The following is a 13458-nucleotide window of genomic DNA, read 5'->3' as shown; positions in this document are numbered from 1 at the left end:
GGAGAAACCCTGAAAAGGCTGATGCAGCTAGCCACCCAGATCCTCAGCCTGGTCGTCGTGGTCCTGGTGGTCACCGGGATCGCCCGCCGCCTCGACTGGTCCCCGCCCCTGTGCCTCGTCCTCGTCGGCGTTGCGGGGTCGTTCGTGCCCGGCCTGCCCGGCTACCAGCTCGACCCCGAGCTGGTGCTGGTCGGGCTGCTGCCGCCGCTGCTGTACTCGACGGCCCTGCGTACGTCGCTGGTGGAGATCCGGGCCAACCGGACCCCGATCGCGCTGCTGTCGGTCGGGCTCGTCGCCTTCACCACGCTCGCCGTCGGCCTCGTGGCCTGGCTCGTCGTGCCGGGCCTGCCGCTGGCCGCCGGGTTCGCGCTCGGGGCGATCGTCGCCCCGCCGGACGCGGTCGCGGCGAGCGCCGTCGCCCGCCGCGTCGGCATGCCGCGGCAGGTGGTGCGCATCCTGGAGGGCGAGAGCCTGCTCAACGACGCCGCCGCGCTGGTCGCCCTGCGCACGGCGATCGCCGCCATCGCCGGTTCCATCGCGCTCTGGCAGGTCGGGCTGGACTTCCTGCTCGCCGCCGTGGGCGGCGTGCTGGTCGGCGTGCTGGTCGGCTGGCTCGCGGTGCAGCTGCACAAGCGGCTGGTCGACCCGGTGCTCGACACCGCGGCGTCACTGGTGGTGCCGTTCGCCGCCTACCTGCCCGCCGAGGCCGTGCACGGCTCCGGGGTGCTCGCGGTCGTGGTGGCCGGGCTGATCCTCGGCCAGCAGACCCCGCGCCTGCTGGCCGGGCCCTCGCGGCTGGCCAGCCGGATCAACTGGCGCACCATCCAGTTCCTCCTGGAGAACAGCGTCTTCCTGCTGATCGGCCTGCAGCTGCGGCAGATCCTCAGCCAGGTCGCCGACAGCAGTCTGTCCGGCTGGGTCATCGGCGGGATCTGCGCCGTGGTACTGGCGGTCACGATCGTCAGCCGCATCGTGTGGGTCTTCGGCACGGCGCTGGCCCGGCGGGTGCTGCCCAGCTGGGCGCTGCCGTGGCGCTACTCCGCGGCGATCGCCTGGGCCGGGATGCGCGGCGTGGTCACCCTCGCCGCCGCGTTCGTGCTGCCCGCCGGCACCCCGGAGCGCGGGGTGCTCGTGCTCGCCGCGTTCGTGGTCGTGGCCGGGACCCTGCTGCTGCAGGGCACCACGCTGCCCAAGCTCGTCCGCCGCCTCGACCTGCCCGCGCCGGACCCCGGCGAGGACGCCCTGCAGCAGGCGGCGCTGCTGCACGAGATGACCCGCGCTGGCCTCGACCGGCTCAACGAGGTCCGGACGGCCGACGACCCGCCCGAGGTGATCGCCCGGCTCGAGGACACGCAGGCCTACCGCTCGGACTCGGCCTGGGAACGGCTCGGTGCGGGCAGCAGCCTGCACGAGACGCCGAGCGCGGCCTACCGGCGGCTGCGCTCGGAGATGCTCGACGCCGAGCGGAAGGTGCTGCTCTCCGCGCGCGACGAGGCCAGGGTCGACGACGAGGTGCTCCGGAACGTCCTCAGCAGCCTCGACATCGAGGAGTCGATCCTGGACCCGCAGGAGGACAACCCGCGCGCCACCGGCCGCGAGCTGCGCACCCCGGCCGCGACCGCGGGCTCGTGCGCGCACCTCGCCCAGCCCGGCAAGGCGACCTCCGACGGCACCGGCTGCGAGGACTGTCTGCGGGAGGGCACGACGTGGGTGCACCTGCGGCTGTGCCTGGAGTGCGGCCACGTCGGCTGCTGCGACTCCTCGCCCCGGCGGCACGCGACCCAGCACTTCCACGACACCCGGCACCCGGTGATCCGCAGCTACGAGCCCGGCGAGGACTGGCGCTGGTGCTTCGTGGACCGCCTCGTCGGCTGAGGTCTCAACCAGCGAAACGATCTCGTTGCCCCCGCGGCGCCAGGTCGCCATCCTCGGCTGATGGCCGAGAAGAAGCGTCCCGACACCGAGCTCGCGGTCAGGAGACGGATCGCCTTCTTCGGCGGTCTCGGCGCGCTCGCGTTGTTCATGGCGGTGCCGGTGCTCACCGCGTTCACGCCCTGGTTCGACGGCAAGGTCGGTTCGGTCGGAGCCGGGTATGTCGCCGCCGCGTTCGCCATCGTCTTCCCGCTCGCCGGCGCCGCGCTGTACACGCGCTGGGCGAACCGCTGGGAGGACCGGTCGTGAACGTGCTCGCGGTGGTCGTGGTCGCCGTCATCGTCACGGTCACCCTGGGCCTGACCAGCGTCGCCGCGCGGCGCAACCGGTCCACCGCCGACCACTACGTGGCGGGCAGGCGGGTCAGCGGCTGGCAGAACGCGCTGGCGCTCGCCGGCGACCAACTCTCGGCCGCGTCGTTCCTCGGCATCACCGGCGCCGTCGCGCTCGGCGGGTTCAGCGGGGTCTACCTGACCCTGGGCATCCCGATCGCCTACCTGCTGATACTGCTGGTGATCGCCGAGCCGCTGCGCAACCTCGGCCGGTTCACCCTCGCCGACGCGGTGGCCGCGCGGTTCGACGGGCGGCTGCTGCGCGGCGTGGTCGCCGTGGCGTCGCTCGTGCTCTCGGTCGTGTACATGATGATCCAGTTCGTCGGCGCGGGCGTGCTCGCCCAGCTGCTGCTCGGGGTGAGCTTCCCGGTCGCGGTGATCGTGATCGGCCTGCTGATGACGCTGTACACGTTCGTCGGCGGCATGGTCGGCACGACCTACATCCAGGTGTTCAAGGCGATCCTGCTGATCGTGACCGTGCTGGTGCTCTTCGGCGTGATCATGTCCCGCACCGGCTGGAACCCGGTCGGCGCGATGATCCAGGCGGAGCGCGAACACGGCGCGGCGGTGGTCACCCCGCAGCACACGAGCGTGGTCACCGGGCTCAACAACGTGTCGCTCAACATCGGCGTGGCACTGGGCATCATGGGCCTGCCGCACGTGATGGTGCGGTTCCTGACCGTCCGCGACGCCCGGGCCGCCCGCAAGTCCGCGCAGCTCGCGATGTGGATCTACGCGGTGTTCTTCATCCTGCTGCCGATCTTCGGCTACGCGGCGCTGAACGAGGTCGGCCGCGACCAGATCCTGAAGGACAACAAGGCGGGCAACCTCGCCGCCGCGCGGCTCGCCGAGGTCGTCGGCGGCAACCTGCTGTTCGCGATCGTGGTGGGCGTCGTGATGGCGACCATCCTCGCCGTGCTGGCGGGCCTGTCCATCGCGTCCTCGGGCGCGGTCGCGCACGACCTGTACAACACCGTGCTGCATCGCGGGCGGATCAGCCAGCGACGCCAGCTGGTCGTCGGGAGGTTCGCGGGCCTCGGCATCTCGGCGGTGGCGATCGTGCTGGCGCTGTTCATGAAGACCTGGAACATCGCGTTCCTGGCCAACGTCGCGTTCGCCATCGCCGCCAGCACCACGATGCCCGTGCTGGTGCTGACGATCTACTGGCGCGGCTTCAACCGGGTCGGGGCGACCGCGGGGCTGATCGGCGGCCTCGTCGTGTCGGTGGGCCTGGTGATCGTCGGCCCGGACGTGCTCGGCCCGCACCACCTGTTCCCGCTGTCGATCCCGGCGCTGGTGTCGGTGCCCGCGGGCTTCCTGTGCGCGTGGCTGGGCAGCCTCGCGGGAGGCAACCGGCCGGGCGCCCAGGGCGTGCCCTATGACGAGCTCGCCGCGCGGGCCTTTCCACGCCGCCGCGACAGCAGGCCCGCTGCCGAGCCCGTTCCGTGACCGCGTCCGGCGCACTGGGGGTGGGCGAACAGCCGGGGTCCCGGCTGTTCGCCCTTTCACTCAGAACGGGTAGCCCGCCACGTCGCCGCGGGCGGTGACCCAGCGCGCTTCGGTGAACGCCTCGATGTTGGCCGCCGGGCCGCCGAAGCGGGAGCCGGTGCCGGAGGCGGCGACCCCGCCGAACGGCGCGAGCGCCTCGTCGTTGACCGTCTGGTCGTTGATGTGCGCGATTCCCGTCGGGATCCGGTCGGCGAGCGCGAGTCCGTTGTGGACGTCGGCGGTGATGATTCCCAATGACAGGCCGTACTCGCTGGTGGAAGCGAGCTTCACGGCTTCGTCCACAGTGGAGAACTTCGTCACCGGCGCGACCGGCCCGAACACCTCGTTGTCGTAGGCGGGCACGCCCGGCCCCGCGTCGGCGAGCACGGTGGCGTGGTAGAAGTTGTTCTCGTAGGTACCACCCGCCATGAGCTTCGCGCCGGCCTCCACGCTGCGGGTGACCAGCGAGTGGATCTTGTCGCGCTGGCTGGCGTCGATGATCGGGCCGAGCGCGACCTGTCCGGCCGCGGGATCGCCGACCGGCAGGTGGTCGGCCTTGTCCGCCAGCCGCTCGACGTACTCGTCGTAGAGCGAGGCGTGCACGAGGTGGCGGCCGGTCGTCATGCAGATCTGGCCCTGGTGGAAGAACGAGCCCCACGCGGCGGCGCTCATCGCCTCCTCCAGGTCGGCGTCCTCGAGCACGACCAGCGCCGAGTTGCCGCCCAGCTCCAGGTGCGCCCGCTTGAGGTGGCGCCCGGCCAGTTCGCCGACCGAGCGGCCGGCGGCGGTCGAGCCGGTGAACGAGATGACCCGCACGTGCGGGTCCTCGACCAGCGCGGAACCGACGTCGGCGCCGCCGGGCAGGACGTGCAGGACCCCGGCGGGCAGGCCGGCTTCCTCGAAGACCCGCGCCAGCGCCACGCCACCGCACACCGCGGTGCGGGGGTCGGGCTTGAGCACGACGGTGTTGCCCAGCGCCAGCGCGGGGGCGACCGACCGGATCGAGAGGATCAGCGGCGCGTTGAACGGCGAGATGACGCCGACCACGCCCGCGGGCACCCGGCGGACCATGCTCAGCCGCGGGGCCTCGCTCGGCAGCAGCTCACCGGTCGGGTGCGAGGGCAGCGCGGCCGCTTCGTAGCACTCCTGCGCGGCGACGTGCAGTTCGAAGTCCGCCTTGCCGGGGATACTCCCGGCCTCGCGCACGAGCCAGGTCCGCAGCTCGTCGGCGTGCTCCTGCCACAGGTCGCCCGCGCGGCGCAGGATCGCCGCCCGCTCCTGGAACGGCGTCGCCGCCCACTCCCGCTGCGCCTCGGCGGCCAGCGTGGCCGACCGGGTCAGGTCCGCGGGCGTCGCGAGGCCGACGCGGCCCAGTTCGGCGCCCGTGGCGGGCTCGATGACCGGCGAGTCCCCGCCGGCCGCCCGCTCCCAGCGGCCGGTCCACACTCGGCCGGTCCACTTCTCGTCGTCGAGAAAACTCACTGTCACTCCTGGCTTAGCTGCGATTTTGGCTGTCCAGTGTGTTCGGGTCGACGTAGCCTGCCCAGGGGCTCTTCCACTGAGCGGGAGCATGGAACTGTCGGTGGATGGTGGCAGGATCCCCGGCATGGAGATCCGGCGTTCCCTGGCCCTGCACGCCCCGATCCGGCGCAGGCCGGCCGCGCTGCTGCGCGAGTGGCTCGAACTGGTCGACGAGCAGACGCCGCCGGAGGAGCCGGTCGCGCGGCTGGAGGGGCGGATCGCGGAGCTGCTGGGCACGGCGGCGGCGGTGTTCTTCCCGAGCGGGACGATGGCGCAGCAGGCCGCGCTGCGGGTGCACGCGGAGCGGCGGGGCAGGTGGGCGTTCGCGGCGCATCCGCAGTCGCATTTGGACAACTGGGAGCTGCAGGGCTACAACGCCGTGCACGGGCTGCGGCTGCACCCGGCGGGCGACCGCAACGAGCTGCTGCGCACGGCCGACCTGGCGGCGGTGGCCGAGCCACTGGTGGCGGTGGTGTGGGAGCTGCCGCAGCGGGATCTGGGCGGGCTGCTGCCGGAGTGGGCGGAGCTGGGCGAGCAGGTGGCGCTGGCGCGTGCCGGTGGTGCGGCTGCGCACCTCGACGGGGCCAGGCTGTGGGAGGCGCAGACCTACTACCGGCGGCCGTTGCCGGAGATCGCCGGGCTCTTCGACTCGGTGTACGTGTCGCTCTACAAAGGAATCCAGGGCACCCGGGGCGCGGTGCTCGCGGGCCCGGAGGCGCTGGTGGCGGAGGCGTCGGTGTGGCGCCGCAGGCTGGGCGGCGCGATCCCCGACGCGTGGCCGCTGGCGCTGGGCCCGCTCGCCGGGCTCGAGCGGCTGCTGCCGCGGATGGCGGAGTTCCGCGAGCACGCGATCGCCCTCGCGGCGGCGGTGAACGCGGACGGTGCCGCGCGGGTGTTCCCGGACCCGCCGCAGACGCCGCTGTTCCACGTGCACGTGCCGGCCCCGCGGGCGGCGGCCGAGCGGGCGGGGGAGGAGCTGATCGCGGAGCGGGGCGTGCAGTTGTTCCTGCGGGCGCGCTCGTCGCCGGACCCGTCGCGGTGCAGCTTCGAGGTGTCCGTGGGGGAGAACGCGCTGGAGTTCACCCCCACGGAGGTCGCCGAACTGGTGCGGGACCTGGTGAAGCGGGCGGGTTAGCCATGCTCCGAAACGGAACCCACTACCGACACCCGCAGACAGCCCCCAACGCGGCAGTCGCTTGACAACCCCATAGGGACACCCCCGGGCCCCCCGCTCACCCCCGCCGGAGGGACTCCGCCGACGCGGGGGCCGGGGCCGCCTCCGGCAGGACCTCGCCCGTCTCGAGCAGGGTCTTCAGGTTCGACAGGATCACCGGCCACCCGCCGCTGAGCGCCTTGAGCATCTCGGTCTCCGTGTCGAACCCGTCGTGCCGGACGGTCAGCTTCGACGCCTCCCCGGCGGGCTCGATCTCGAATGTCACCTTGGACCGCTTCTCCTGCTGCAGCACCGCCAGCTGCTCGTCGCTCCAGCCGAAGAGCTCCGCGTGCTGCGGCTGGTAGTTGTGCCAGGTGTAGGACAACACCCGCGGCGGCTCCGCGGTCAGCACGACCTGGTCGAGGTCCCGGTAGTCGCCATCGCCCTCGCGCCAGAGGATCGGGGAGCCCGGCTGCCAGTCGGACTTCAGCTCCGCGCCCCAGTAGCGCAGGGTGAACTCGGGCTCGGTCAGCGCCCGCCACAGCTGCTCGGGCGTCGTGCGGATGTAGGTCACGTAGAAGAACTCGGTACGGCTCACGATGTCGTCCTCCAGTGCTCGTTTCAGGTCCGCCAGCGCATGCGCGTGCTCGCGGTGGTAACTGCTGATCCAGCGTTCGGCGATCTCGTTGATGGGCTCGGCGTTGAGGTGGTGCAACTTCTCCCTGCCCCGCCGCACGATCGCGACGAGCCGCGCCCCTTCGAGCACCGCCAGGTGCTTCGTCACGGCCTGCCGGGTCATGGTCAGCCCCGCGCACAGCTCGCTCAGGCTCTGGCCGTTGCGCTCGTTGAGGCTGTCCAGCAGGCGCCGCCTGCTCGGATCCGCCAGCGCCCGGAAGACCGCGTCCAGCTCGCTCATGGGCAACTCCTTGGTTGCATGTCTGGACGATAGGCAACCAGATGGTTCCCTGTCAATCCGCTTGACAGAGAATCGAACGCATGTTCGACTGGCGGGCATGAGGTGGGACAGCCAACGCGCGGGCACCGACCCGCAACAGGCCCTGCTGGGGCTCGACGGACTGGTGCGCTCGGTCCGGTCGCCGGAGTTCGCCGGCGTGACGTTCCACGAGGTCCGGGCCCGCTCGGTGCTCAACCGGGTGCCCGGCGAGTCGGCCGTCCCGTTCCGCTGGACCGTCAACCCCTACCGCGGCTGCAGCCATTCCTGCGTCTACTGCCTGGGCGGGGACACCCCGGTCCTGATGGGCGACGGCCGCACGAAACCGCTGGCCGGCCTGGAGCCCGGCGACCAGATCTACGGCACCGAGGACGGACGGTACGTGCGCACGAAGGTCCTCGCGCACTGGCAGACCCGCAAGCCCGCCTACCGCCTCCGCCTCGCCGACGGCACCGAGCTGGTCGCCAGTGGCGACCACCGGTTCCTCGGCGAGCACGGCTGGGTGCACGTGCAGGAGCTACGCGGCGGCGAGCGGCTGATGGGCACCGGCCGCTTCGCGACGGCGCCGGAGGAGACGGCCGGATACCGCGCCGGGTACCTCGCCGCGATGAGCGGGGACAACCGCCGCCGCCTCGCGCTGGGAAACTCCGACGTGCTGGACCGGACCGCCCGCTACCTCGCCGAGGCCGCGGCCACGGCGGGCCGGCAAACGGCGGATGACTGGCGAAAGGGGTTTCTCGCCGGCACCTTCGACGCGGACGGCAGCTGCGGCGAGGGCACGGTCCGGGTGACGAGCGCGCGGGCGGACACCATCGAGGGGTTCTCCTCGGCGCTCGAGCACTTCGGCTTCGGCTTCGCGGTCGAGGGGGAAGGCGTGCGGGTCGTCCGGCTGAGCGGTGGGCTCGCCGAACAGCTGAGGTTCTTCCACGCGACCGGCGCGGCCACCACACGCAAGCTGTCCCTGGACGGGTTGCCGGTCGAGCCGGGCCACGCGGTCGCCTCGATCGAACCGCTCGGCGCCGAGGAGCCGCTCTACGACATCACCACCGGCACCGGCGACTTCATCGCCAACGGCGTCGTCAGCCACAACTGCTTCGCCCGCAACACCCACACCTACCTGGAGTTCGACGCCGGCCACGACTTCGACACCCAGGTGGTCGTGAAGATCAACGCGCCGGAGGTGCTCGCCACCCAGCTCCGGCGACCGGGCTGGCAGCGCGAGCACGTCGCGATGGGCACGAACACCGACCCGTACCAGCGTGCCGAAGGCCGCTACCAGCTGATGCCCGGCATCATCCGCGCCCTCGCCGGGTCGGGCACGCCGTTCTCGATCCTCACCAAGGGCACCACGATGAGCCGCGACATCCCGCTCCTGCAGGCCGCCGCGAAGCAGGTCGACGTCGGCCTCGGCGTCTCCATCGCGCTGCTCGACCGCGAGCTGCAACGCCGCGTCGAACCGGGCACCCCGAGCCCGCAGGCCCGGCTCGAGCTGGTGCGGCGGCTGCGGGACGCCGGGCTGCCCTGCGGGGTGATGATCGCGCCGGTGCTGCCCGGGCTGACCGACTCCACCGAGCAGCTCGACGAGCTGCTCTCGGCGGTCGCCGACGCCGGGGCGACGAGCGCGACCGTGCTCGCGCTGCACCTGCGGCCCGGCGCGCGCGAGTGGTACGCGCAGTGGCTCGCCCGCGAGTATCCGGAGCTGGTGCCGCGCTACCGCGAGATCTACGGCCGGGGCAGCTACGCGGGCGGGCGTTACCGGCGGGTGCTCGCCGCGCGCGTGGGCCCCTTGCTGCGGCGGCACGGCTTCGCCCGCGACCAGAACGAGGCCGGGCACCGCGTCCCGGAGCCGCGCGAGGCCGCCCCCGCGCCCGAGCCGGAACAGATGAAGCTGCTGTAGGACAAACCTGGTGGCACCGCCCCCCGCGGCGTTCGTTAGCCTTGACGAGCAGCAAATCGCCTGCTAGCCACCTGTCCCGTCAAGGAGAGCAACCGCAGTGCTTCGCACCCACGACGCCGGCACCCTGCGTGCCGAGCACGCCGGCCAGATCGTCACGCTCACCGGGTGGGTCGCCCGGCGGCGCGATCACGGCGGGGTGATCTTCATCGATCTGCGGGACGCCAGCGGGGTCGCGCAGGTCGTCTTCCGCGAGGGCGAGATGGCCGAGCGCGCGCACCAGCTGCGCTCCGAGTTCTGCGTGCGGATCGTCGGCGAGGTCGGCAAGCGGCCCGAGGGCAACGAGAACGCCGAGATCCCGACCGGCGCGATCGAGGTGCTCGCGACCGGGCTCGAGGTGCTGTCCGAGTCCGCCGTGCTGCCGTTCCCGATCGACGACCGGGTCGACGTCGGCGAGGAGGTGCGGCTGAAGTACCGCTACCTCGACCTGCGCCGCAGCGGGCCGGCGTTCAACATGCGCCTGCGCAGCGAGACCAACCGGGTCGCGCGCGAGGTGCTGCACGCGCAGGACTTCGTCGAGATCGAGACCCCGACGTTGACCCGGTCCACCCCCGAGGGCGCGCGCGACTTCCTGGTCCCGGCCCGGCTGCGGCCCGGCTCCTGGTACGCGCTGCCGCAGTCGCCGCAGCTGTTCAAGCAGCTGCTGATGGTCGGCGGCATGGAGCGGTACTACCAGATCGCGCGCTGCTACCGGGACGAGGACTTCCGCGCCGACCGCCAGCCGGAGTTCACCCAGCTCGACATCGAGATGAGCTTCGTCGAGCAGGACGACGTCATCAGGGTCGGCGAGGACATCGTCGCCGCGCTGTGGAAGCTGATCGGGCACGAGGTCCCGCGGCCCATCACGCGGATGACCTACGCCGACGCGATGTCCCGCTACGGCACCGACAAGCCGGACCTGCGCTTCGGCCTCGAGCTCACCGAGCTCACCGACTACTTCGCCGACACCCCGTTCCGGGTGTTCCAGGCGCCCTACGTCGGCGCCGTCGTGATGCCCGGAGGCGGCGGCCAGCCGCGCCGCCAGCTCGACGCGTGGCAGGAGTGGGCCAAGCAGCGTGGCGCGAAGGGCCTGGCCTACGTGCTGATCGCCGAGGACGGCACGCTCTCCGGTCCGGTCGCGAAGAACATCTCCGACAGCGAGCGCGAGCACCTCGCCGCCAAGGTCGGGGCCAAGCCGGGGGACTGCGTGTTCTTCGCCGCCGGCACGCCGAGCTCGGCCCGTGCGCTGCTCGGCGCCGCCCGCGTCGAGATCGGCCACCGCCTCGGCCTCATCGACGAGAGCGAGTGGTCGTTCGTGTGGGTGGTGGACGCACCGCTGTTCGCCCCGGTCGAGGAGATCGGCGACGATGTGGCGGTCGGCGCCGGCAGGTGGACCGCCGTGCACCACGCGTTCACCTCGCCGAACCCGGAGTGGATCGACAAGTTCGAGTCCGACCCGGGCAACGCGCTCGCCTACGCCTACGACATCGTCTGCAACGGCAACGAGATCGGCGGCGGCTCGATCCGTATCCACCGCGCCGACGTGCAGAAGCGCGTGTTCGAGGTGATGGGCCTGTCGGAGGAGGAGGCGCAGGAGAAGTTCGGCTTCCTGCTCGACGCCTTCCAGTTCGGCGCGCCGCCGCATGGCGGCATCGCCTTCGGCTGGGACCGGATCACCATGCTGCTGGCCGGTGCAGAGTCGCTGCGCGACGTCATCGCGTTCCCGAAGACCGGCGGCGGCTACGACCCGCTGACCGCCGCTCCGGCGCCCATCACCGAGCAGCAGCGCAAGGAGGCGGGCATCGACGCCCGGCCGCCGAAGCCGGCTGGAGGCGCTGCGGGCGGCGACCGCGAGGGAGCAGCGCGGTGACGAGGACCGACCGGGTGCGGGTGTCCCGCAAGAACACGGCGTGAGCCCGTGCTGCACCTTCGGGTGATCAGCCCGGCGGGAAGCACCGAGCAGGCACTCGAGCGGCTGCGCGCGCAGCCGGGCACGGCGCACCTGGTCGTGCACCGCGGTGCCGCGCTCGCCCCCGCCGGTGACCTGATCGAGGCGGACGTCGCCCGCGAGGCGGCCGACGAGGTCATCGACCAGCTGTGCGGGCTCGACATCGACCACCACGGCGGGATCACGCTGGAGGCGATCGACACCGCGCTCTCGGACGCGGCCGACAAGGCCGAGGAGGACGCGCCGGGGGAGAGCGCCGACGCGGTGGTCTGGGAGGAGCTGCTCAGCACGACGGGCGAGGAGTCGCGGCTGAACGCCACGTTCCAGGCGTTCCTCGTCATCGCGTGCCTGCTCGCGTCGGTCGGGGTGATCACCGACTCGCCGGTGACGATCGTCGGCGCGATGGTCGTGGGCCCCGAGTTCGGGCCGCTCGCGGCCGTCGCCCTGGGCCTGGTGCTGCGCCGGTGGGACCTGCTGCGCCGCGCGTGCCTGGCGCTCGCCGTGGGCTTCCCGGTCGCGATGGTCGTGACGGGGCTGGTGACCCTGCTCAGCGAGTGGGTCGGACTGCTGGACGTGACCGACTTCCGGTCCGGGCACCAGGCCGTGGACTTCGTCTACGACGTGGGCTGGTACTCGCTGATCGTCGCGCTGCTGGCGGGCGCGGCCGGCATGCTCGCGATGACCTCGGCGAAGTCCGCCGCGCTGGTGGGGGTGTTCATCTCGGTCACCACCGTGCCGGCGGCCGGCTACGCCGCCGTCGCGGCCGTCACCGGGGACTGGGCGCGCTCGTTGCAGTCGTTGGGGCAGCTCGTGGTGAACCTGCTCGGCATCGTCGCGGCCGCGGCGGTGGTACTCGCCCTGCGCCGCCGGGGGCAACGGGTGCGCGCAGCCGGACGATCGCTTTCCACGGGCTGAATTTGTGGTGGAGAAGGGTACTGGGCCACTAGTAGGGTCGAAGACGATGACCGTGGACACTTCCGAAGAAGGCACAGCAGGCACGGCCGCGACCAACGATCCGGCCGTCGCGGCCGCGGTCGCGGCGGGCGAGGTCGTGCTCGAACACCGGTTCGGCAGCGCCATCGCCCTGGTCGAACCCGAGCACCTCCCGGGCAGCGGCCCGGCGACGGTCGTCCGCGCGAGAATCGCCTCCTCGCCCTTCGGGCTGCCCCGCACGCTGGTGATCAAGCACTACCCGGACCCGGCGCCGAAGGGGGCGCCCGACCCGTTCGCCCAGGAGGCCGTGAGCTACCAGCTGTTCACCGCGCTGCCCGCCGAGGACCGGATGTGCCCGGAGCTGCTGGCCCACGACGGGACGCAGCGGGTGCTGGTCATCGACGACCTGGGCCACGCGCCCACCCTGCGGGACAAGCTCCTCGGCCACGACGCCAGGGCGGCCGAGCGGTCGCTGCTGTCCTGGGCCCGGTCCCTCGGCCGGATGCACGCGACCACGGCCAGCCGCGAGGCCGACTTCGACGCGCTGCTGCGCCGGCTCGGCGGTCCGGTCAAGCACGAGGACAGCGCCCCGGTCACCGCGTGCGCCCAGCTGCCGGCGCTGATCGAGGAGCACGTCGGCGTGTCCACCCCGGCTTCGGTGCGCCGCTTCGCCGAAGCGGCGTGCGTGCGAGCGAAGTCGCTGGCCTACCGCGCGTTCAGCCCGGTGGACCTGAGCCCGGACAACAACCTGGTGACCAGCGGCGGCGTGCGGTTCCTGGACTTCGAGCGCGGCCGGGTGCGCAACGCGCTCATCGATGCCGCGCACCTGCGGGTGCCGTTCGCGTCCTGTGCCGAGCCGCTCGCGCTGCCGGCGGGGATGAGCGAGGCGATGGTCGCCGCGTGGCGTTCGGAGGTCGTCGGCGTCTGGCCGGGGCTGTCCGACAGCGACGTGCTGTTCACCCACCTGCTCGACCACCAGCTGCTGCTGGTCTGGGTGAACACCTGGCGCGTGCTGGCGGGCGACGGCGCGAAGCCGGCCGCCCTCGTCACATGGTGGCGCAACCTCGACGCCGATGCCACCCGGCTGGGCGAGGACGAGATCGCCGCGCACGCCGCCGCGGTCGCCGCCGGGCTCGACGAGCACTACGGTCCCGGGCTCGCGCTGCCGCTGTACCCAGCATTTCGGTAAGAGGTCTCTGCCTCGTTACCCGGCGCTCACCGCCGGTGAGTGTGCGTGGCCGATGGTCTGTAGGCGTGACCGCGCTG

Annotated in this window: 10 protein-coding genes; 8 read left to right on the top strand and 2 right to left on the bottom strand. The window is 72.4% G+C overall.

Going from position 1 to position 13458, the window contains the following annotated elements; translation table 11 throughout:
• The first annotated feature begins 21 nt into the window (after positions 1-21).
• From LWP59_RS21580 to LWP59_RS21570, 3 genes are read left to right on the top strand one after another with little or no spacing between them, the layout of a single operon-like run.
• Positions 22-1875: a Na+/H+ antiporter gene (locus LWP59_RS21580; RefSeq protein WP_144642211.1), complete on the top strand. Its 1854-nt coding sequence runs from the start codon at positions 22-24 to the stop codon at positions 1873-1875.
• Positions 1876-1935: 60 nt separating this feature from the next.
• A complete protein-coding gene (locus tag LWP59_RS21575) occupies positions 1936-2181 on the top strand; it encodes a DUF485 domain-containing protein (protein WP_144642212.1) in 246 nt (81 codons plus the stop codon).
• Positions 2178-3713, top strand: coding sequence for a solute symporter family protein (locus LWP59_RS21570; RefSeq protein WP_144642213.1), 1536 nt, complete (start codon positions 2178-2180; stop codon positions 3711-3713). Before LWP59_RS21575 ends, LWP59_RS21570 begins: the two co-directional genes overlap by 4 nt.
• A 60-nt stretch (positions 3714-3773) precedes the next feature.
• On the opposite strand, the gene LWP59_RS21565 is transcribed toward LWP59_RS21570, so the two are convergent.
• Positions 3774-5234 (bottom strand): benzaldehyde dehydrogenase, encoded by a 1461-nt coding sequence (locus tag LWP59_RS21565; protein ID WP_144642214.1) that lies wholly within the window; start codon positions 5232-5234, stop codon positions 3774-3776.
• Between the two features lie 88 nt (positions 5235-5322).
• Here LWP59_RS21565 and LWP59_RS21560 point away from each other — a divergent pair, with 88 nt between their 5' ends.
• Positions 5323-6408 carry a threonine aldolase family protein gene (locus LWP59_RS21560; protein ID WP_229857227.1) on the top strand — a complete coding sequence of 362 codons (1086 nt, stop codon included), beginning with the start codon at positions 5323-5325 and terminating at the stop codon, positions 6406-6408.
• A 97-nt stretch (positions 6409-6505) separates the two neighbouring features.
• Here LWP59_RS21560 and LWP59_RS21555 read toward each other — a convergent pair whose 3' ends face one another.
• Positions 6506-7333 carry an ArsR/SmtB family transcription factor gene (locus LWP59_RS21555; protein ID WP_144642234.1) on the bottom strand — a complete coding sequence of 276 codons (828 nt, stop codon included), beginning with the start codon at positions 7331-7333 and terminating at the stop codon, positions 6506-6508.
• Between the two features lie 106 nt (positions 7334-7439).
• Between LWP59_RS21555 and LWP59_RS21550 the strand changes: the two genes are divergently transcribed.
• The 4 genes from LWP59_RS21550 to LWP59_RS21535 all read left to right on the top strand — a co-directional run bounded on the left by LWP59_RS21550 (position 7440) and on the right by LWP59_RS21535 (position 13381).
• Complete coding sequence (locus tag LWP59_RS21550; RefSeq protein ID WP_144642216.1) at positions 7440-9275, top strand: intein-containing Rv2578c family radical SAM protein; 1836 nt, start codon at positions 7440-7442, stop codon at positions 9273-9275.
• A gap of 97 nt (positions 9276-9372) precedes the next feature.
• Positions 9373-11181 carry an aspartate--tRNA ligase gene (gene aspS, locus LWP59_RS21545; RefSeq protein ID WP_144642217.1) on the top strand — a complete coding sequence of 603 codons (1809 nt, stop codon included), beginning with the start codon at positions 9373-9375 and terminating at the stop codon, positions 11179-11181.
• 48 nt (positions 11182-11229) lie between these two features.
• Positions 11230-12174, top strand: a complete 945-nt coding sequence (locus LWP59_RS21540) for a DUF389 domain-containing protein (protein ID WP_144642218.1) — start codon at positions 11230-11232, stop codon at positions 12172-12174.
• A 46-nt stretch (positions 12175-12220) separates the two neighbouring features.
• A complete protein-coding gene (locus tag LWP59_RS21535) occupies positions 12221-13381 on the top strand; it encodes a phosphotransferase (RefSeq protein WP_144642219.1) in 1161 nt (386 codons plus the stop codon).
• Positions 13382-13458: the final 77 nt, after the last annotated feature.

It is taken from the genome of Amycolatopsis acidiphila, from assembly GCF_021391495.1.
Classification (GTDB): domain Bacteria; phylum Actinomycetota; class Actinomycetes; order Mycobacteriales; family Pseudonocardiaceae; genus Amycolatopsis_E; species Amycolatopsis_E acidiphila.
This window is presented reverse-complemented; position numbering and strand designations above follow the sequence as displayed.